Raw genomic sequence first — 18,720 nt, forward strand, 5'->3', positions numbered from 1 at the left:
GAGTACCCCGAGATGTCCACCCTGGAGATCCGCGACCTGCACGTCAGCGTCGAGACGAAGGAGGGCCCCAAGGCCATCCTGCGCGGCGTCGACCTGACCGTGAACAGCGGCGAGACCCACGCGATCATGGGCCCGAACGGGTCCGGCAAGTCGACGCTGGCGTACTCGCTGGCCGGCCACCCCAAGTACACCGTGACGTCGGGCGCCGTGCTGCTCGACGGCGAGGACGTGCTCGCGATGAGCATCGACGAGCGTGCCCGCGCGGGCATGTTCCTCGCGATGCAGTACCCCGTCGAGGTGCCCGGGGTGTCCGTGTCCAACTTCCTGCGCACCGCCAAGACCGCCATCAGCGGCGAGGCCCCGCCGCTGCGCACGTGGGTCAAGGACGTGCGCGGCGCCATGGAGAACCTGCGCATGGACTCCTCGTTCGCCGAGCGCTCCGTCAACGAGGGCTTCTCCGGCGGCGAGAAGAAGCGCCACGAGATCCTGCAGATGGAGCTCCTCAAGCCCCGCATCGCGATCCTCGACGAGACCGACTCCGGCCTGGACGTCGACGCGCTGCGGATCGTCTCGGAGGGCGTGAACCGCGTCCGGGAGGGCTCCGACGTCGGTGTGCTGCTCATCACGCACTACACCCGCATCCTGCGGTACATCACGCCGGACTTCGTGCACGTCTTCGTCGACGGCAAGATCGCCGAGCAGGGCGGCCCCGAGCTCGCCACGCGCCTGGAGAACGAGGGCTACGACCGATTCCTGCCGACCGGCGCCCAGGCCTGACCGTCCGCGCCGGGGCCCCGGGGCGCGCACCGCGACCCGGGCCCCGGCACCCGGCGGCTCCCGTCGCCCGCACCCCACCACCTCGCGGAGGGCACCTGATGACCAGCACGCTCGAGCCGGCGCCCGGCGCGACCCTGTCGCCCGCCGAGCTCGCCGCGGTGCGCGCCGACTTCCCGCTGCTGGAGCGCACCCTGCGCGGCGGCCGTCGGCTCGTCTACCTCGACTCCGGCGCGACGTCCCAGCGCCCCGACGTGGTGCTCGACGCGGAGCAGGACTTCGCCGTGCAGCGCAACGCGGCCGTGCACCGGGGCGCGCACCAGCTCGCGGAGGAGGCGACGGAGGCGTTCGAGGACGCGCGGGCGCGGGTCGCGTCGTTCGTCGGCGCGACGCCCGAGGAGCTCGTCTGGACCTCGAACGCGACCGCCGCGATCAACCTCGTGGCGTACGCCCTGTCCAACGCGACCGCCGGCCGCGGGGGAGCAGCCGCACGCAGGTTCGCCCTCGCCCCCGGCGACGAGATCGTCGTCACGCAGGCCGAGCACCACGCGAACCTCGTGCCGTGGCAGGAGCTCGCCGCGCGCACCGGGGCGACGCTGCGGTGGATCGGCGTGGACGACGACGGGCGGTTGCGCACCGAGGAGCTCGACACCGTCGTGACCGACCGCACGCGGGTGCTGGCGTTCACGCACGCGTCCAACGTGACCGGGGCCGTCACGCCCGTCGAGCGGTTCGTCGCCCGCGCCCGCGAGGTCGGTGCGCTCACGGTGCTCGACGCGTGCCAGTCCGTCCCGCACCTGCCCGTCGACCTGCGCGCGCTCGGCGTGGACCTCGCCGCGTTCTCCGGGCACAAGATGTACGGACCCACCGGCGTCGGCGCCCTCTACGGTCGGCGCGAGCTGCTCGAGGCCATGCCGCCCGTGACGACGGGCGGCTCGATGGTCGAGGTCGTGACCATGGAGGCGACGACGTACGCGCCGCCGCCGCAGCGGTTCGAGGCCGGCACGCAGATGGTCTCGCAGGCCGTCGGCCTCGGCGCCGCCGCGCAGTACCTCGACGAGCTCGGCATGGCCGGCGTCGCGGCCCACGAGCGGCACCTCGCGGGGCTGCTGCTCGACGCCGTGGCCTCCGTGCCGGGCGTGCGGGTCATCGGCCCGACGGACGTGCAGGACCGCCTCGCGAACGTCTCGTTCGTCGTCGACGGCGTGCACGCCCACGACGTGGGCCAGGTGCTCGACGACGCCGGGGTCGCCGTGCGTGTCGGCCACCACTGCGCGCAGCCGCTGCACCGGCGGTTCGGGGTCGCGTCCACGACGCGGGCGAGCGCCGGGGTGTACACGACCGACGAGGACGTGGCGGTGTTCCGGGAAGCGCTGGCGGGGGTGCGGGCGTTCTTCGGTCTGCAGGACGCGCCCACCGGTGCGTCGGAGGAGAGGTCCGCATGACGTCCAGCTCGATGGAGCAGCTGTACCAGCAGGTGATCCTCGACCACGCGAGGTTCCCGCACGGCCGTGGGCTGCCCGACGGCACCGGCGCGGTGGGCGTCGCCGTGGTCGAGCACGGCACGTGCGCCGCGACCTCGCACCAGGTCAACCCGACCTGCGGCGACGAGGTCACGATGCGCGTGGACGTCGACACCTCCGGCCCCGTGCCGGTGGTCCGCCAGGTCGCCTGGGAGGGCCAGGGCTGCTCGATCTCGCAGGCCTCGATCTCCGTGCTGCACGACCTCGTCGTCGGTCAGGACCTCACCGCGGTCGACCACGTCCACGCCACGTTCCGCGCGCTCATGCAGTCCAAGGGCGCCGGTCTCGACGACGACGCCGAGGAGCTGCTCGGCGACGCCGCGGCCTTCACGGGCGTCTCGCGGTACGCGGCCCGCGTCAAGTGCGCCCTGCTCGGCTGGGCCGCGCTGACCGACGCCCTCATCACGTCCGGCGCACGCACCCAGGAGGACGCATGACCACCGACAGCACGGGCACGGCTCCCGGCGCGGCCAACGTGGCCGACGTCGAGGAGGCGATGCGCGACGTCATCGACCCCGAGCTCGGCATCAACGTCGTCGACCTCGGCCTCGTCTACGGCGTCGCGATCGACCAGACGAACACCGCGGTCATCGACATGACCCTCACGTCGGCGGCGTGCCCGCTGACGGACGTCATCGAGGACCAGTCCGCGCAGGCGCTCGACGGGGTCGTCGACGGCTTCCGCATCAACTGGGTGTGGATGCCGCCGTGGGGCCCGGAGAAGATCACCGACGACGGTCGTGAGCAGATGCGCGCCCTGGGCTTCAACATCTGACGACGGCCTCTCCGACGGCCCGGCCCTCACGGGGCCGGGCCGTCGGCGTGCAAGGACCGTGCGGCGAGGTGGCCCCCCGGGTCAGAGCTCCGCGGCCGCGAAGGTGTCGCAGGCGTCCATCGAGCCCTGCTCGTACCCGACCGTGAACCAGCGGCGGCGCTGCTCGCTCGACCCGTGGGTCCAGGTGTCGGGGTCGACGGTCCCGCCGCCGCCCGCCTGGATGTGGTCGTCGCCGATGGCCTCGGCGGTGTCGATGGCCTGCGCCAGCTGCTCGGCGGTGATCGGCTCGAGGAACGTGACGCCCGTGTCCGGGTCCTCCCGGGTCGCCGCGTCCCCGGCCCACATGCCGGCGTAGCAGTCGGCCTGCAGCTCGATGCGCACCGAGTCGGAGTCCGCGCCGGTACCGGTGCGGTCGGCGCTCTCGAGCACGCCCGTCAGGTGCTGGACGTGGTGGCCGTACTCGTGCGCGTACACGTACATCTCCGCGAGCGGCCCGCCCTGCGCGCCGAACTGCTCCTGCAGCAGCGTGAAGAACCCGAGGTCCAGGTAGATCGTCGTGTCGACGGGGCAGTAGAACGGGCCGGTCGAGGCCGACGCGTCGCCGCAGCCCGTGCTCGTGGCCTCCTCGAAGACCGCACCCTCGGGGCGGACCAGGGGAGTCGCCGTCCCGGCCAGCGTCGGCTCCCAGTAGGCGTCGAGCGACTGGACCGTCGCGGAGAACCGGCACGTGGGGTCGGTGTTCGCCTCCTCGGCGCTGCAGGTGCCGACCTTCTCCTGGGTGCCGGTCCCCCCGCCGCCCAGGAGGGGGGACAGGTCGGTGCCGGTGAAGAGGTAGACCGCGAGGACGACCAGGCCGATCGCACCGCCCCCGACGGCTGCCGTGCGCCCGCCCGAGCGCCTGCTGACGCGTCCACCCTCGAAGTTCCCGCCGTCGCTGAAAGTCACGCGCACACGGTAGGGCCTGGTGCCGTCCCGCGCCGCCCGACCCCCGCACTCGATAACGGAAACAGGCGCCGTGCGCCGCGACGGGGTCACCCGGAGAGGGGACCAGGCCTGGACGACCAGCCCCGGACGCCAGGCCCGGACAGCCGGGACGTCGGGGCGGGACGGTTCGGCATCGCCGGGGCCCGGCGGGCGACGACCGGGATCGGCGCGGACGAGGTGCAGGCCGGTCAGTCCTCGCCGAGGCCGCGTGCCGCCAGCGCGTCGCCCGTGGCACGGGCGTGCCCGACCATGCGCACCGCCGCCGGCACCACGACCGCCCGCGGGCTGCGCTCGAGACCCCGCGCCCGGGCCGCGTCCCGCGACTCGGCCGCGACCCGGACGAGGACGGGCACGGTGCGCAGGAACAGGCTCACGGCCAGGGCGATCGTCTCCGGGTGCAGGCCGACGCGGCGCAGGGGGACGCGCAGGCGGTGCGTGGCACCCGCGACCGTCGCCAGGAGCGCGTCGCTGCGGGTGGTCGCCGTCACGACCGTGCCCGCGAGCACCACCGCGAGCAGGTCCAGGACGACCTCGGCCGCGGCCGCCGGTCCGCGCTGCCACACCTGGTAGGCCCCGAGGACGGCGGCGGTGACCAGGACGGGGGTGAGGGCACGCAGGTGCCGCGCCCACGGCAGGCGCGCGACCACCGACGCGGCCAGCGCGAGCCCCAGCAGCCCGGCGGCGGCGACCGGCCCCGGCAGCGCCACGACCGCCACCGTGAACGCCGCGAGCGCCACCAGCTTGGCGCCCGCGGGTGCCCGGTGCACCAGGCTCGTGCCCGGGTGGTGCAGGCCGAGCGGCCCGGCCCACGGCGTCCGCAGCGGACGGCCCCGCAGTCTGCTGGGCCCTCCGTCGGTCACGGGTGCGCCGCCCGCGCGCCCGCCATGAGCGAGCGGTAGCGGGCGAGGGCCGGACCGGGGGCGTCGTCCGCGACGACCGCGCCCTCGTCGACGACGAGGACCCGCTCGGCGCGGGCGGCGGCCTCCAGGTCGTGGGTCACCACCACGACCTGCTGGGGGAGCCCGGCGAGCAGGTCGTCCACCCGGGTGCGCCAGCGCAGGTCCAGCAGCGTCGTCGGCTCGTCGCACACGAGCACCTGCGGGTCGGTGGCCAGCACCGCCGCGAGCGCCAGGAGCTGGCGCTGCCCGCCGGACAGCGCGTGGACCGGCACGTGCGCGCGGTCGGCGAGCCCGAACCGGGCCAGCGTGGCGGCGGCGCGGGCCTCGCGCTCGCGGGCGTCCGGGACCGTGCGCCGCAGGGAGAGCGCGACGTCCTCCAGGGGCGTCGGCATGACGATCTGCGCGTCCGGGTCGGTGAAGACGAACCCGACCCGGCGGCGGACGGCCGGGCCGTCGGTCGCGGTGTCGAGGCCGTCCACGCGCACGCGCCCCGCCGACGGCAGGACCAGCCCGTTGAGCAGCCGGGCGAGCGTCGACTTGCCCGAGCCGTTGGCGCCGACGACGGCGACCCGGCGCTCGGTCAGCCGCAGGTCGACCGGCCCCAGCAGGCGCACCACGCGGTCGGGGCCGCCCGCGGGGTCGGGGGACCAGGCGGTGACCTCGGCGCCGTCGAGCTCGATCACGCGGTGCCGTCAGGCCCGGTCGCGCAGGTCGGGGAACGCGCGCAGCACGGCGAGCGTGACGATCGCGGCGAGCACGTTCTTCACCACGTCGCCCGGCCAGTAGACGACGTCGATGGCCACCGCCGCGGGCAGGTCGACCACCAGGCGCCACATCAGGCCGGCGACACCGGCGGGGTGGATGGTGAGGAAGGACGCGGCCAGGCCGGCCCCGACGAGGGCCACGAACCGGACGGCGGGCGTCGAGCGCACCACGAGCCGGCGTGCGACCGGGGCGCCCGGACCGGCGGGCGGGCGACGGGCGGGCAGGCGCAGCGCGAGCCCGCCGAGGACGCCGGCGAGCGCCGCACCCAGCGGGAACGCCAGCAGGTACCCGACCGACGGCTTGCCCAGGACGCCCAGGCCGCCCGTCATCTCCGCGAACACCGGCACGCCGGCGAGCCCGACGACGAGGTACAGGGTCACGGCGAGGAAGCCGCGCCACGGCCCCAGCACCAGGCCGGCGAGCAGCACGCCGAACGTCTGCAGGGTGATCGGCACGCCCGACGCCGTGGGGATCGGCGGCACGAGCGCGCAGGCGGCGACGAACGCGGCGAACGACGCCACGAGGGCGACGTCGGTGCCGCGGTGACGGCGCGGCACGGGGCGCGCGGGCGCCGTGGTGGCGGGGGCGTCGGGCGTCGTCGGCATGGGGGCCTCTCACCGGGTCGGGAGGTCGTCGCGGGCCCTGACGGGCGTGGCGTGCGCTGTCCCGGCGGTCCCGGGCCGCTCGCCACGCTAGCGGCTCGGTAGACTGCGGGGCGTTTGTGCCGGGCTCCAGATCCCTCCCGGCGATCTCGGAGGAAACCACCAGTGATCACCGCCTCGGCCGTGGAGCTGCGCGTCGGCGCCCGCGTCCTGCTCGTCCCCACCACGTTCCGCATCGCCGCCGGCGACCGCATCGGCCTCGTCGGCCGCAACGGCGCCGGCAAGACCACCCTGACCAAGACCCTCGCGGGCGACACCCAGCCCACCGGGGGCACGGTGTCGAGCAACGGCGAGGTCGGCTACCTGCCGCAGGACCCCAGCTCGGGCGACCTCACGCAGCTCGCCATGGACCGCGTGCTCTCCGCGCGTGGCCTCGACGTCGTCCTCGCCGCGATGCGCGAGACCGAGGGCGCCATGGCGTCGGCGGACGACGAGACGCGCGAGGCCGCCATGGAGCGGTACGGGCGGCTCGAGGCCCGGTTCACCGCCGGCGGCGGGTACGCGGCCGAGTCCGAGGCGCACCGGATCACGGCGGCCCTCGGGCTCGACGACCGGGTGCTCGGCCAGGAGCTCGGCACCCTGTCCGGCGGTCAGCGCCGCCGCGTCGAGCTCGCCCGGATCCTGTTCTCCGGCGCCGACACCCTGCTCCTCGACGAGCCGACGAACCACCTCGACGCCGACTCGATCGTGTGGCTGCGCGACTACCTCAAGACGTACCCGGGCGGGTTCCTCGTCATCAGCCACGACGTCGACCTGCTGCGCGCCACCGTCAACAAGGTCTTCCACCTCGACGCCAACCGCGCCCAGCTCGACCAGTACAGCCTCGGCTGGGACGCGTACATCCTCCAGCGCGAGACCGACGAGAAGCGCCGCCGCCGCGAGCGGGCGAACGCGGAGAAGAAGGCCGCGACGCTGCTCGCGCAGGCCGACAAGATGCGCGCCAAGGCCACCAAGGCCGTCGCCGCGCAGAACATGGCCCGCCGTGCCGAGCGCATGCTCTCGGGGCTGGAGGAGGCCCGCGTCTCGGACAAGGTCGCCAAGCTGCGGTTCCCCGACCCGGCGCCGTGCGGGCGCACCCCGCTGACCGCCGAGGGGCTGTCGAAGTCCTACGGCTCGCAGGAGGTCTTCACCGACGTCTCGCTCGCCATCGACCGGGGCTCCAAGGTCGTGGTCCTCGGGCTCAACGGCGCCGGCAAGACGACGCTGCTGCGCATGCTCGGGGGGCTGGAGAAGCCCGACACGGGTGAGGTGCTGCCCGGGCACGGCCTCAAGCTCGGCTACTACGCGCAGGAGCACGAGACGCTCGACCTGTCGCGCACCGTCGTGGAGAACCTGCGCACGGCCGCGCCCGACCTGACCGACACGCAGGTGCGCTCGGTGCTCGGCTCGTTCCTCTTCTCCGGCGACGACGCGGACAAGCCCGCCCGCGTGCTGTCCGGCGGGGAGAAGACGCGCCTGGCGCTCGCCGCCCTCGTGGTGTCCAGCGCGAACGTGCTGCTGCTCGACGAGCCGACGAACAACCTCGACCCGGCCAGCCGCGAGGAGATCCTCGCGGCGCTGCGCGGGTACCAGGGGGCCGTCGTCCTGGTCAGCCACGACGAGGGCGCGGTCGCCGCCCTCGAGCCCGAGCGCGTGCTGCTGCTGCCCGACGGCGACGAGGACCTGTACGGGCCGGACTACCTGGACCTCATCGCCCTGGCGTGAGCGGAGCGCCCGGACCGTCGGCGAGCTGGGCGTCCACCAGGGCGTCCTCGTCGATCTCGTCGCGACCGCGCCGACGGGCCCGGCGCACCGGCTGCGCGGGCACGGGCGCACCCGTCGGCCCCGGGTCGCCCGGCGCGGGCACGTCCGGGGCGGTCAGCTCGCGGCGCGCCGCGACGACGAACGCCACCAGCCCGCCCAGGGCGAACACCCACCACTGGAACGCGTACGACAGGTGCGAGCCCGGGTCCGTCGACGGCGGGTCCAGCGCACCGAGCGGCACGGCGGCCGGGGGGGTCTCCGCGACGAACGAGCCGTACGCGGCGTAGGGCAGCGTGCCCGCCGGGACCGCGTCCCCGCCGGCGGCGACGACCTGCACGGGGTCGATCGCGTGCACCTGGCCCGCAGGGGCCTCCCGCGTCGCCGGGCGCTCGCCGGGCCGCAGCCGCACCGTGACGCGCACCTCGCCCGTCGGGGGCGGGGGCACGTCGACGTCCACCGAGCCGTCCGCACCCGTGGGCACCCAGCCGCGGTCGACGACCAGCACCCGGTCCCCGGCCGCGCCGGGCTGCCCGCCCGGGTCCGTCACCAGCAGGGGCACGAGCACGTGGTACGCGGGCGTGCTGTCCACGGGGCGGTTGCGCAGCAGCACCGACGCGTCGGTCAGCCAGCGCCCGGTGACGGTCACGGTGCGCCACGCGTCGGCATCCGGCAGGGGCGCGTCGGGGTCGGCGACGACCTGCGCCAGGTCGACGGGCGCGGCCGCCCAGTTGGCCTCGACCACGGCGATCGCCGCGTCCCGGGCCACGTGCCGGTTCCACTGCCACCGACCGAGCGCCGTGCACACGACCGCCACGACGAGCCCGACGGCCACCAGGCCGAGGGCGCGCCGGGTCGCCGGCCTCACGTCCGTTCCGGGCCGGGCCGACGCCCGCGCCGGCGGACCGTGGCGGACGTCACGCGCCGACCTGCTCGAGGTCGCCCACCGGGACGACGTCCTTGAGGAAGTCCCGCACCTGCAGGTACTGGGACAGGTGCTCGCGGTGGTCGTCGCACGCCAGCCACACCTTGCGCCGCGCAGGCGCGTGCAGCTTCGGGTTGTTCCACAGCACGCCCCACGCGGCACCCGCGCGGCACCCGCGTGCGCTGCACACCAGCTCGTCGACCGTGTCCGGCACCGCCTCGCTCACCGCGGCCCACCTCCCAGCTCGCTCGTCCCGCCGCCGGCACCCAGCTCGCGCGGCGTCATCTGCACGTCACCCTCGACCCGGCGCTCGCGGCCGGCGTTGGCCAGCAGCACCGCCACGTAGGGCAGCACCGACGCGACGACCAGCAGCACGATCGGGATGACGACGGGCACGTGCGACCACATCAGACCCGCGGCGAGGAAGCAGACGACGCGCAGCCCCATCTGCCACAGGTAGCGGCGCTGACGGCGCGCGAGGTCGTCGGTCAGCGGCTCCGGGGCGGAGGTGATGCGGTGCACCTCCTCGCCGGGGCCCGTGCGTCGGCGGGTGCTCACCGACAGATCGTAGGCGCGTGCGCGGTTGTGGGCTTGCCACAACGTCGGCCGTGCAACTCGTCGAGGACCGCACCACCGGCCCGCCGCGGGCGTCGGCTAGCGTCGTGACCCGTGCCCGACACCGATCCCACCGCCACGACCAGCACCGACGTCGCACCCCGCAGCGTCCTCGTCACCGGCGCGAACCGCGGCATCGGCCGTGCCATCGCCGAGCGGTTCCTCGCCCGGGGTGACAAGGTCGCCACGATCGTGCGGTCCGGCGGCGCGCCCGACGGCGTGCTCGAGGTCCGCGCGGACGTCCGCGACACCGCGGCGGTCGACGCCGCGTTCACCCAGGTCGAGGCCGCGCACGGCCCTGTCGAGGTGCTCGTCGCGAACGCCGGCGTCACCCGCGACCAGCTCCTCATGCGGATGACCGACGACGAGTTCACCGACGTCCTCGACGTCAACCTCACCGGCTCGTTCCGGGTCGTGCGCCGCGCGAGCAAGGGCATGATCCGCCTGCGTCGCGGCCGGATCGTCCTCATCTCCTCGGTCGTCGGGATGTACGGCTCGCCGGGCCAGGTGAACTACGCGGCCTCGAAGTCCGCGCTCGTGGGGATGGCCCGCTCGATCACCCGCGAGCTCGGCGCCCGCGGCATCACCGCGAACGTCGTCGCACCGGGCTTCATCGACACCGACATGACCCGCGACCTGCCCGCCGAGCGGCAGGACGCCTACCGCGCCTCGATCCCCGCCGGCCGCTTCGGCCTGGCCGACGAGGTCGCCGGCGTCGTCGAGTTCCTCGCCTCCGACGCGGCCGCCTACGTCTCCGGTGCCGTCGTGCCCGTCGACGGCGGCCTCGGCATGGGGCACTGACCCGCACGTCCACCCCGCGTGCCGGGCCGCCACCTCGGCCCCGCGCCCCGCACCACCACGAACGGAAGGCACCCATGGCACTCCTCGAGGGCAAGACGCTCCTGGTCACCGGCGTCCTCACGGACAGCTCGATCGCGTTCCACGTCGCGCGGCTCGCCCAGGAGCAGGGGGCGCAGGTCGTCCTCACCTCCTTCGGCCGCCAGCTGCGCCTCACGCAGGCGATCGCACGCCGGCTGCCGACGACCGCCCCCGTCGTCGAGCTCGACGTCACGGACGACGAGCACCTGGCCTCGCTGCCCGAGCGCGTGCGCGAGCACGCCGACCACCTCGACGGCGTCGTGCACTCCATCGGCTTCGCGCCGCAGTCGGTCATGGGAGGCAACTTCCTCGCCGGCGAGTGGCCCGACGTGGCGACCGCGCTGCACGTGTCCGCGTACTCGCTCAAGTCGCTGGCGACGGCCACGCTGCCGCTGCTGACCCCCGGCTCGGGCCTCGTCGGCCTCACCTTCGACGCGCAGTTCGCGTGGCCGGTGTACGACTGGATGGGCGTGGCCAAGGCCGCGTTCGAGTCCACGGCCCGGTACCTTGCCCGCGACCTCGGCCCGCACGGTGTGCGCGTCAACCTCGTCTCGGCGGGACCGATCCGCACCACCGCCGCCAAGTCGATCCCCGGCTTCGCGTCGATGGAGGGCCGCTGGCCCGACCGCGCACCGCTCGGCTGGGACGTCTCCGACCCCGAGCCCGCCGCGCGCGCGGTCGCCGCCCTGCTGTCGGACTGGTTCCCCGCCACGACCGGCGAGATCGTGCACGTCGACGGCGGTGTCCACGCGATGGGGCAGTGACCGGCCCGCAGCACCCCGCCCGCGGGTGACCATCGTCACCCGCACGCCCGTGCCGCCGCTCCCCGTGCGGGAGCGGCGGCACGGCGTGCCCGGGCACGCGCCCGGAGGTGTCACCCTGGAGGGGTGACGTCCCACCGACTGGTCCTCCTCCGGCACGCCAAGGCCGAGCACACCGACGCCGTCGTCGACCACGCCCGGCCCCTGGCGATCCCGGGGCGGCGGCAGGCCACCGCCGTCGGCGGCGCCCTCGCCGCGTCCGGCCACGCCCCCGACCACGTGCTGTGCTCGTCCGCGCTGCGGACGCGGCAGACGTGGGACCTGGTCCGCCTCGCCCTCACCGCCGCCGGTGCGCCCGAGCCGCCCGCCGACGTCAGCGACGACCTCTACGACGCCGGCACCGGCGACCTCCTCGACCTCGTGCGGTCCGTGCCCGAGGACGTGCGCACCCTGCTGGTGGTCGGCCACGAGCCGACCGTCTCGCACGTCGCCGCCGCGCTGGCCGGTCCCGGGTCCGACGAGGCCGTCACGGCCCGTGTGCGGGTGGGTGTGCCGACGGCCGCGTGGTCGGTCCTCGAGATCGACGGCCCCTGGCAGCAGACCGCGCCCGGCGGTGCGCGCCTGACGGGCCTGCACGTCCCCGCCTGAGACGACATCGCCCGGCGGCCGTCGCTCGCCGGGACGGGCCCGGCCGCCCGGGCCCGTCAGCCGGCGAGCTGCGGCAGGTCCAGCACGGCGTCGAGCCGGCCCCGCACCACCGCGTCGGCGGCCTCCGCCAGCACCGGCTTGGCGTTGAACGCCACCCCGACGCCGGCCGCGGCCACCATGTCCAGGTCGTTCGCGCCGTCGCCGACCGCGACGGTCCGGTCCATCGGCACCCCGGTCGCCGCCGCGAACTCCGTGAGCGCCCGGGCCTTCGCCGCCCGGTCGACGACGTCGCCCTGCACCCGGCCGGTGAGGCGACCGCCGACGACCTCCAGGCGGTTGGCCCGCACCATCGTGATGCCCAGGCGCTCGGCCAGCGGCTCGACGACCTCGCAGAAGCCGCCGGAGACCAGCCCGACGGGCCACCCGCGGGCGTGCAGCTCCGCGACGAGCTCGCCCGCGCCCGGCGTGAGCTCGACCTCCGCCAGCACGTCGGCCAGGACCGTGGCGGGCAGCCCCGCGAGGGTCGCGACCCGGGCGTGCAGGGACGCGGCGAAGTCGAGCTCGCCGCGCATCGCGGCCTCGGTGACGGCGGCGACCTCGGCCAGGGCGTGCGGGCCGGCGTGGGCGGCGAGCATCTCCACGACCTCGCCGGTGATGAGCGTCGAGTCGACGTCCATCACGACGAGGCGGCGCGGGCCGGGGGCCGGGGGAGCGGGGGCGGTGCCGGCGGAGGTGGTGTCCACGACGGGCACGCTAGTGCGGCCGCGCGGCGCGCGCCCGCCCGTCCACGGGTCGTCGCGCACCGCACCGGTGCGGTGCGCGACGACGGCCCCGGGCCAGGGGCCTGCGGACCGGAGCGTGCCGTCAGTCGCTGATGACGGTGCCCTTGGGCACCACGGTGATGCCGGAGTCGGTCACCGTGAACCCGCGGGCGCGGTCGTGCGCGTGGTCGAGGCCGACGCGGGCACGCTCGGGGACGATGACGTTCTTGTCGAGGATCGCGCGGTGCACCTGCGCGTACCGCATGATCTGGACCCCGTCCATGAGCACCGAGTCCGTGACCTGGGCCCACGAGTGCAGGCGCACGCCGGGCGAGAGGATCGACCCCGACACGGTCGCGCCGGACACGAGGACGCCGGGGGAGACGATCGAGTCGGCGGCGTGGCCGAGCCGGCCGGCGCCCGCGTGCACGAACTTCGCGGGCGGCAGGCCGGTGTACCCGGTGTAGAGCGGCCACTCCTCGTTGTAGAGGTTGAACACCGGTTCCACGGAGATGAGGTCGTGGTTGGCCTCGAAGTACGAGTCGATCGTCCCGACGTCGCGCCAGTAGTCCCGGTCGCGGTCGGTGGACCCGGGCACGTCGTTGCGGATGAAGTCGTAGACGCCCGCGGTGCCGCGCTCGACGAACCACGGGACGATGTCGCCGCCCATGTCGTGCCGGGAGTTGACGTTCTCGGCGTCGACCGTCACGGCGTTGACGAGGGCGTCCGCGTCGGCGACGTAGTTGCCCATGGAGGCGAGGATCTCCAAGGGGGAGTCCGGCACCGGCACCGGGTCGGACGGCTTCTCGCGGAACCGGGCGATGCGCGTCGGGTCGGACGGGTCGGTCTCGATGACGCCGAACTGGTCGGCCTGCGAGATCGGCTGCCGGATGCCCGCGACGGTGAACTCCGCACCGGACTCGATGTGGGCGTCGACCATCTGGGAGAAGTCCATGCGGTAGACGTGGTCGGCGCCGACCACGACGACGATGTCGGGGCGCTCGTCGTCGATGATGTTCAGGCACTGGTAGATCGCGTCGGCGCTGCCCAGGTACCAGTGCTTGCCGACGCGCTGCTGCGCCGGCACGGCCGCCACGTAGTTGCCGAGCAGCGGTGACATGCGCCACGTGCGTGACACGTGCCGGTCGAGGCTGTGGGACTTGTACTGGGTGAGCACGATGACGTGCAGGTACCGCGAGTTGATGACGTTCGACAGGGCGAAGTCGACGAGGCGGTAGAGGCCGCCGAAGGGGACGGCGGGCTTCGCGCGGTGCGCGGTGAGCGGCATGAGCCGCTTCCCCTCCCCTCCGGCGAGGACGATGGCGAGGACACGCGGCGCTGGCATGTGCTCAACCTAGGGCCGCGAGGCCCGTGCAGCGAGACCGGTGGCGTGTGCGCGCTAGCGTGTCGCCCGAGGACCGGCGCCGGCCGGTCGCGAGGAGGCCCTGCCGTGCGCGTCGACCTGGTGACCCGCGAGTACCCGCCGCACGTCTACGGGGGTGCGGGCGTCCACGTCGCGGGGCTCACCGCGGTGCTGCGCGAGCACGTCGACGTGCGGGTGCACGCGTTCGACACCCCGCGCGAGGAGCCGGGCACGTACGGGTACGCGGTACCCGCCGAGCTCGCCGGCGCGAACGCCGCCCTGGCGACCCTCGGGGTCGACCTGGGTGTCGTGGAGGGGATCGGTCGGGTCGACGCGGGCGGTGCCCCGACGGACCTGGTCCACTCCCACACCTGGTACGCGAACATGGCCGGGCACCTGGCCGCGCTGCTGCACGACGTGCCGCACGTGCTGACGGCGCACTCGCTCGAGCCGCTGCGGCCGTGGAAGGCCGAGCAGCTCGGCGGCGGGTACCGGCTCTCGTCGTGGGTCGAGCGCACCGCGTACGAGGCGGCCGCCGCGGTGATCGCGGTGAGCGCCGGCATGCGCGAGGACATCCTGCGCGCCTACCCCGCGGTGGACCCGGCGCGCGTGCGCGTGGTCCACAACGGCATCGACCTGGACGGGTGGCGCCGGCCCGTCGGCGACGAGGCGGCCGCGCACGCCCGCACGGTCGTCGAGCGGCTCGGCATCGACCCCGACCGTCCCGCGGTCGTGTTCGTCGGGCGCATCACCCGGCAGAAGGGCCTGCCGTACCTGCTGCGGGCCGTGAGGGCGCTGCCGGCGGACGTCCAGCTCGTGCTGTGCGCGGGCGCGCCCGACACCCCGGAGATCCTCGCCGAGGTCACGGGCCTCGTCGAGGAGCTGCGGGCGCACCGCCAGGGGGTCGTGTGGATCGAGCAGATGCTGCCGCGCGCCGAGCTCGTGGCCGTCCTCGCGCACGGCACGGTGTTCGTGTGCCCGTCCGTGTACGAGCCCCTCGGCATCGTGAACCTCGAGGCGATGGCCGTGGGCGTGCCCGTCGTCGGCACCGCGACCGGCGGGATCCCGGAGGTCGTCGACGACGGCACCACCGGCTGGCTCGTGCCGATCGACCAGGTGCAGGACGGGACGGGGACGCCCGTGGACCCGGAGGCCTTCGTCGCCGACCTCGGGGCCGCGCTCGTCGACGCCGTGGCCGACACCGACCGGGCCGCGCGCTTCGGGCTGGCCGCGCGCCGCCGCGTCGAGGACCACTTCTCGTGGGAGGCGATCGGCCTGCGGACGCTCGAGGTGTACCGGCAGGTGCTCGGGGCCTGAGCGGCCCGCGGGCGGCCGGTCAGCGCGGGTCGAGGCTGGTCGCCGCCGCGGCCATGGCCCGGCGCGCGACGCGGTCGACCTCGCGCAGCGCCGTGGACCGCTGGTCGACCTGCCAGGCGTTGACCGCGCCGCCGTGGTCCTGCGTCGCCAGCCGCACCACGCCGCGCAGGCGGGCCGCGCTGGCCAGCACGCGCAGGCGCTGCCCGTCCAGGTGCGGCGGCACCCGCGTCGGGGCCAGGGCCGCCGTGCGCAGGTCGGCGATCTCCTCGGCCGCCTCGGGGCGCCACCGGGCCACGTCCAGGTCGACCAGCGCCTCGGTGGCCACCCGCAGGCTCTCGCGCAGGTCCCGCTCGGCGTCCGCGAGCGAACCGACCCGCCCCAGCACGGCGGTGCGCCAGTCGGGCACCTCGACGGTGCGCCACCGCACCAGGTGCCCGGGCTCGAGGGCCGAGCCGAACCGCTCCACGTGCGGGACGGCCGCGACCGTGCCCTCGCCGGTGGCCAGGAGCACGCACTCCCCGGCGTCCAGCGCGTCCGCGGCGGCGGGCGGCGCCACGACCACGGGGTCGCCCGGGACGGGCAGGACGGCGCTGACCGCCTCGACGGGCGGCAGGGCGCGCAGCCAGGTGGTCAGGGCCGCCCCGGTGCGCCCGTCCGCCTGCACGGTGTGCGGCTCGTCGTCGCCCTGCACGGCCGCGCCGGCACGGACCGGGTCGGTGCCGGCGGACAGCCACAGGGCCAGGAGCACGGAGCGGGGGACGTCGAGCAGGGCAGCCACGGCACCACGGTAGGCGCCGCGGCCGCCCTCAGCCGACCGCGTGCAGCGGTGCGCCCAGGGCCACCCCGGAGCCGTCGCGCCGCTGGTCCACCTCGGGCAGCGGCACGGGCTGACCGCCCGCACCCGTCCCGCGGGCCGGCGTGGCCGTGACGGCCGCGAGGATCAGCGTGTCCTCGCCCTTGAGGAACCGGTGCGCACGGACCCCGCCCGTGGCCCGGCCCTTGGCGGGGTACGCCGCGAACGGCGTGACCTTCGCGCTGCCGGCCTGCGTGCCCGCCAGCGCGGACGACGAGCCCGCGACCGTCACGACCACGGGCTCGGCGTCCTCGGGCCGCACGACGGCGAACCCGACGACCCGCGCCCCGGGCGCCAGCCGGATCCCGGCCATGCCGCCCGCGGCACGGCCCTGCGGGCGGACCTGGTCGGCGGTGAAGTGCAGCAGCGACGCGTCCGACGCGAGCAGCACCAGCTCGTCCTCGTCGCGCGCGGGTGCGGCGCCGACGACCTGGTCGCCGTCCTTGAGGGTCACGACCTCCCACGCGTCCTTGTTCGCCGGCAGGTCGCCGGCGGCGACCCGCTTGACGACGCCCTGCGCGGTGCCCAGCGCGATCGGCGGCGCGTCCTCGGCCAGCGGCACGAGCGCCACCACGCGCTCGCCGTCGGCGAGCGTCACGACCTCCCCGACGGGCAGGCCGCCCGACAGGGTCGGGGGGCCGTCGGTCGGCGGCAGCGACGGCAGCTCGAGCACCTCGACCGCCAGCACACGGCCGGCCGAGGTCAGCGCACCCAGCCGGGCGCGGGCCGTCGTGCGCACGGTCGACGTCACCACGTCGTGGCGGCTGCGGGACGTCCCGTCACCGCGGGACGGCTCCGTCTCGTCACCGGTCCGGGCCAGCAGCCCGGTCGCGGACAGCAGCGCCCAGCACGGGGTGTCCTCGATCTCCAGGGGAGCAGCCGGCGCACCGCCGCGCCGGGACGCCGGGGCGCCCGCTGCGCCCGCGACGCTCGCACCGCCCGCGTGCTCCAGCAGGATCGTCCGGCGCGGGGTGCCGTACGTCGCGGCCACCTCGGCCATCTCGTCCGACACCAGCGTGCGCAGCAGGCGCTCGTCGGCCAGCAGGGCCTCCAGTGCGGCGATCTCCGCGGTCAGCTCGGCCTGCTCGCGCTCGAGGTCCAGGCGGGAGAACCGCGTCAGCCGCCGCAGCCGCAGCTCGAGGATGTACTCCGCCTGCTCGTGCGACAGGTCGAACACCGACCGCAGGCGCCCCCGCGCGGTCTCCGCGTCGTCCGACGTGCGGATGACCTGGATGACCTCGTCGATGTCGACGATCGCCACGAGCAGGCCCTCGACCAGGTGCAGCCGCTCGCGCCGCTTGCGCAGCCGGTGCTCGGTGCGCCGGCGCACCACGTCGACCCGGTGCCCGACCCACACCTGCAGCAGCTCGCGCAGGCCCAGGGTGCGGGGCTGGCCGTCGACCAGAGCGACGTTGTTGATCGAGAACGAGTCCTCGAGGGGGGTGTACCGGTAGAGCTGCTCGAGCACGGCCTCCGGGTGGAAGCCCGTGCGAACCTCCACGACCAGGCGCAGGCCGTGCTGGCGGTCCGTCAGGTCGACCGCGTCGGCGATCCCGGAGAGCTTCTTGGACTGCACGCCCTCCTTGATCTTCTCGATGACCTTCTCCGGGCCCACCGAGTACGGCAGCTCGGTGATGACGATGCCCTTGCGCCGCGGCGTGACGTTCTCCACGCGCGCCGTCGCCCGGGTGCGGAACTGGCCGCGCCCCGTGCGGTACGCGTCGCGCACCCCGTCCAGGCCGACGATCTTGCCGCCCGTCGGCAGGTCCGGGCCCGGCACGAACCGCATGAGGTCCTCGAGCGTCGCGTCCGGGTGCAGCACCAGGTGCCGGGCCGCGGCGACGACCTCGACGAGGTTGTGCGGCGCCATGTTCGTGGCCATGCCCACCGCGATCCCCGACGCCCCGTTGACCAGCAGGTTCGGGATCGCCGACGGCAGCACCGCCGGCTGCACGAGCTTGTTGTCGTAGTTCGGGACGAAGTCGACGACGTCCTCGTCCAGGCCCAGCGTCATCGCCAGCGCCGCGGGCGCCATGCGCGCCTCGGTGTACCGCGACGCCGCCGGTCCGTCGTCGAGCGAGCCGAAGTTGCCGTGCCCGTCCACCAGCGGCAGCCGCAGCGAGAACGCCTGCGCCAGGCGCACCATCGCGTCGTAGATCGCCGCGTCGCCGTGCGGGTGCAGCTTGCCCATGACCTCGCCGACGACGCGCGCGGACTTCACGTACGGGCGCTCGGGACGCAGACCCATCTCGGCCATCTGGTAGAGGATCCGCCGCTGCACCGGCTTCAGGCCGTCACGCGCGTCGGGCAGGGCCCGGGAGTAGATGACCGAGTACGCGTACTCGAGGAACGAGCCCTCCATCTCGGCGGCGACGTCGATGTCGACGATCTTCTCGACCAGGTCCTCGGGCGGCAGGTCGGGTGTCGCGGGACGACGCGCCATGCGGGGGACAGCTCCTCGGGTCGGTGCCGGCGT

20 protein-coding genes are annotated in these 18,720 nt (G+C 75.2%); 9 read left to right on the forward strand and 11 right to left on the reverse strand.

Annotated elements, in window-relative coordinates:
- Positions 1-12 precede the first annotated feature (12 nt).
- The 4 genes from sufC to BKA21_RS00405 all read left to right on the forward strand — a co-directional run bounded on the left by sufC (position 13) and on the right by BKA21_RS00405 (position 3,072).
- Positions 13-777, forward strand: a complete 765-nt coding sequence (sufC, locus tag BKA21_RS00390; protein WP_140459122.1) for a Fe-S cluster assembly ATPase SufC — start codon at positions 13-15, stop codon at positions 775-777.
- Between the two features lie 98 nt (positions 778-875).
- Complete coding sequence (locus BKA21_RS00395; RefSeq protein WP_140459121.1) at positions 876-2,219, forward strand: SufS family cysteine desulfurase; 1,344 nt, start codon at positions 876-878, stop codon at positions 2,217-2,219.
- The gene (gene sufU / locus BKA21_RS00400; protein WP_239072763.1) at positions 2,216-2,734 is read left to right on the forward strand and encodes a Fe-S cluster assembly sulfur transfer protein SufU; all 519 of its coding nucleotides are present in this window, start codon (positions 2,216-2,218) and stop codon (positions 2,732-2,734) included. Before BKA21_RS00395 ends, sufU begins: the two co-directional genes overlap by 4 nt.
- Positions 2,731-3,072 carry a metal-sulfur cluster assembly factor gene (locus BKA21_RS00405; protein WP_140459120.1) on the forward strand — a complete coding sequence of 114 codons (342 nt, stop codon included), beginning with the start codon at positions 2,731-2,733 and terminating at the stop codon, positions 3,070-3,072. Before sufU ends, BKA21_RS00405 begins: the two co-directional genes overlap by 4 nt.
- Positions 3,073-3,153: 81 nt before the next feature.
- On the opposite strand, the gene ypfJ is transcribed toward BKA21_RS00405, so the two are convergent.
- The 4 genes from ypfJ to BKA21_RS00425 all read right to left on the reverse strand — a co-directional run bounded on the left by ypfJ (position 3,154) and on the right by BKA21_RS00425 (position 6,325).
- Complete coding sequence (ypfJ, locus tag BKA21_RS00410; protein WP_140459119.1) at positions 3,154-4,017, reverse strand: KPN_02809 family neutral zinc metallopeptidase; 864 nt, start codon at positions 4,015-4,017, stop codon at positions 3,154-3,156.
- A 227-nt stretch (positions 4,018-4,244) separates the two neighbouring features.
- The gene (locus BKA21_RS00415) at positions 4,245-4,823 is read right to left on the reverse strand and encodes a CbiQ family ECF transporter T component (RefSeq protein WP_239072764.1); all 579 of its coding nucleotides are present in this window, start codon (positions 4,821-4,823) and stop codon (positions 4,245-4,247) included.
- Positions 4,824-4,912: 89 nt separating this feature from the next.
- On the reverse strand, positions 4,913-5,638 hold the full coding sequence (locus tag BKA21_RS00420; protein WP_140459118.1) for an energy-coupling factor ABC transporter ATP-binding protein: 726 nt from the start codon (positions 5,636-5,638) through the stop codon (positions 4,913-4,915).
- Positions 5,639-5,647: 9 nt separating this feature from the next.
- Positions 5,648-6,325, reverse strand: a complete 678-nt coding sequence (locus BKA21_RS00425; RefSeq protein ID WP_140459117.1) for a biotin transporter BioY — start codon at positions 6,323-6,325, stop codon at positions 5,648-5,650.
- A 162-nt stretch (positions 6,326-6,487) separates the two neighbouring features.
- On the opposite strand from BKA21_RS00425, the gene BKA21_RS00430 reads away from it, so the two are divergent.
- Positions 6,488-8,086: an ABC-F family ATP-binding cassette domain-containing protein gene (locus tag BKA21_RS00430; RefSeq protein ID WP_140459116.1), complete on the forward strand. Its 1,599-nt coding sequence runs from the start codon at positions 6,488-6,490 to the stop codon at positions 8,084-8,086.
- Here the strand turns inward: BKA21_RS00430 and BKA21_RS00435 are convergent.
- Genes BKA21_RS00435 through BKA21_RS00445 form a run of 3 tightly spaced genes read right to left on the reverse strand, consistent with a single transcriptional unit; the run spans position 8,070 to position 9,605 of the window.
- Positions 8,070-8,990 carry an SURF1 family cytochrome oxidase biogenesis protein gene (locus tag BKA21_RS00435; protein ID WP_140459115.1) on the reverse strand — a complete coding sequence of 307 codons (921 nt, stop codon included), beginning with the start codon at positions 8,988-8,990 and terminating at the stop codon, positions 8,070-8,072. The genes BKA21_RS00430 and BKA21_RS00435 overlap by 17 nt on opposite strands.
- Before the next feature lie 49 nt (positions 8,991-9,039).
- Positions 9,040-9,273 (reverse strand): hypothetical protein, encoded by a 234-nt coding sequence (locus BKA21_RS00440; protein WP_170209002.1) that lies wholly within the window; start codon positions 9,271-9,273, stop codon positions 9,040-9,042.
- Complete coding sequence (locus tag BKA21_RS00445; RefSeq protein ID WP_239072765.1) at positions 9,270-9,605, reverse strand: DUF3099 domain-containing protein; 336 nt, start codon at positions 9,603-9,605, stop codon at positions 9,270-9,272. Before BKA21_RS00445 ends, BKA21_RS00440 begins: the two co-directional genes overlap by 4 nt.
- A gap of 111 nt (positions 9,606-9,716) precedes the next feature.
- Between BKA21_RS00445 and fabG the strand changes: the two genes are divergently transcribed.
- The 3 genes from fabG to BKA21_RS00460 all read left to right on the forward strand — a co-directional run bounded on the left by fabG (position 9,717) and on the right by BKA21_RS00460 (position 11,950).
- A complete protein-coding gene (gene fabG, locus BKA21_RS00450) occupies positions 9,717-10,463 on the forward strand; it encodes a 3-oxoacyl-ACP reductase FabG (RefSeq protein ID WP_140459114.1) in 747 nt (248 codons plus the stop codon).
- A gap of 74 nt (positions 10,464-10,537) precedes the next feature.
- Entirely contained in the window at positions 10,538-11,305 is a 768-nt protein-coding gene (gene fabI, locus BKA21_RS00455; RefSeq protein WP_140459113.1) for an enoyl-ACP reductase FabI, read from the forward strand.
- Between the two features lie 123 nt (positions 11,306-11,428).
- A complete protein-coding gene (locus BKA21_RS00460; RefSeq protein WP_140459112.1) occupies positions 11,429-11,950 on the forward strand; it encodes a SixA phosphatase family protein in 522 nt (173 codons plus the stop codon).
- Between the two features lie 56 nt (positions 11,951-12,006).
- On the opposite strand, the gene serB is transcribed toward BKA21_RS00460, so the two are convergent.
- Together serB and glgC are read right to left on the reverse strand one after the other, a co-directional pair.
- Entirely contained in the window at positions 12,007-12,627 is a 621-nt protein-coding gene (serB, locus tag BKA21_RS00465; protein ID WP_140459243.1) for a phosphoserine phosphatase SerB, read from the reverse strand.
- 187 nt (positions 12,628-12,814) lie between these two features.
- Entirely contained in the window at positions 12,815-14,056 is a 1,242-nt protein-coding gene (gene glgC / locus BKA21_RS00470) for a glucose-1-phosphate adenylyltransferase (protein WP_140459111.1), read from the reverse strand.
- Between the two features lie 105 nt (positions 14,057-14,161).
- On the opposite strand from glgC, the gene glgA reads away from it, so the two are divergent.
- On the forward strand, positions 14,162-15,391 hold the full coding sequence (gene glgA, locus BKA21_RS00475) for a glycogen synthase (RefSeq protein ID WP_140459110.1): 1,230 nt from the start codon (positions 14,162-14,164) through the stop codon (positions 15,389-15,391).
- 19 nt (positions 15,392-15,410) lie between these two features.
- On the opposite strand, the gene BKA21_RS00480 is transcribed toward glgA, so the two are convergent.
- Both BKA21_RS00480 and BKA21_RS00485 read right to left on the reverse strand, forming a co-directional pair.
- Positions 15,411-16,169 (reverse strand): Rv1486c family protein, encoded by a 759-nt coding sequence (locus tag BKA21_RS00480; RefSeq protein WP_140459109.1) that lies wholly within the window; start codon positions 16,167-16,169, stop codon positions 15,411-15,413.
- Positions 16,170-16,197: 28 nt separating this feature from the next.
- A complete protein-coding gene (locus tag BKA21_RS00485; RefSeq protein ID WP_140459108.1) occupies positions 16,198-18,687 on the reverse strand; it encodes a DNA gyrase/topoisomerase IV subunit A in 2,490 nt (829 codons plus the stop codon).
- Positions 18,688-18,720 lie beyond the last annotated feature (33 nt).

It is taken from the genome of Cellulomonas oligotrophica (assembly GCF_013409875.1).
Classification (GTDB): domain Bacteria; phylum Actinomycetota; class Actinomycetes; order Actinomycetales; family Cellulomonadaceae; genus Cellulomonas; species Cellulomonas oligotrophica.

Excerpts from the sequence above, each read along its gene's own strand:
- glgC (WP_140459111.1), bottom strand. The coding sequence starts at position 14,056 with ATGCCAGCGCCGCGTGTCCTCGCCATCGTCCTCGCCGGAGGGGAGGGG.
- sufC (WP_140459122.1), top strand. The coding sequence starts at position 13 with ATGTCCACCCTGGAGATCCGCGACCTGCACGTCAGCGTCGAGACGAAG.
- BKA21_RS00485 (WP_140459108.1), bottom strand. The coding sequence starts at position 18,687 with ATGGCGCGTCGTCCCGCGACACCCGACCTGCCGCCCGAGGACCTGGTC.
- sufU (WP_239072763.1), top strand. The coding sequence starts at position 2,216 with ATGACGTCCAGCTCGATGGAGCAGCTGTACCAGCAGGTGATCCTCGAC.
- serB (WP_140459243.1), bottom strand. The coding sequence starts at position 12,627 with ATGGACGTCGACTCGACGCTCATCACCGGCGAGGTCGTGGAGATGCTC.
- BKA21_RS00395 (WP_140459121.1), top strand. The coding sequence starts at position 876 with ATGACCAGCACGCTCGAGCCGGCGCCCGGCGCGACCCTGTCGCCCGCC.
- BKA21_RS00425 (WP_140459117.1), bottom strand. The coding sequence starts at position 6,325 with ATGCCGACGACGCCCGACGCCCCCGCCACCACGGCGCCCGCGCGCCCC.
- BKA21_RS00405 (WP_140459120.1), top strand. The coding sequence starts at position 2,731 with ATGACCACCGACAGCACGGGCACGGCTCCCGGCGCGGCCAACGTGGCC.
- fabI (WP_140459113.1), top strand. The coding sequence starts at position 10,538 with ATGGCACTCCTCGAGGGCAAGACGCTCCTGGTCACCGGCGTCCTCACG.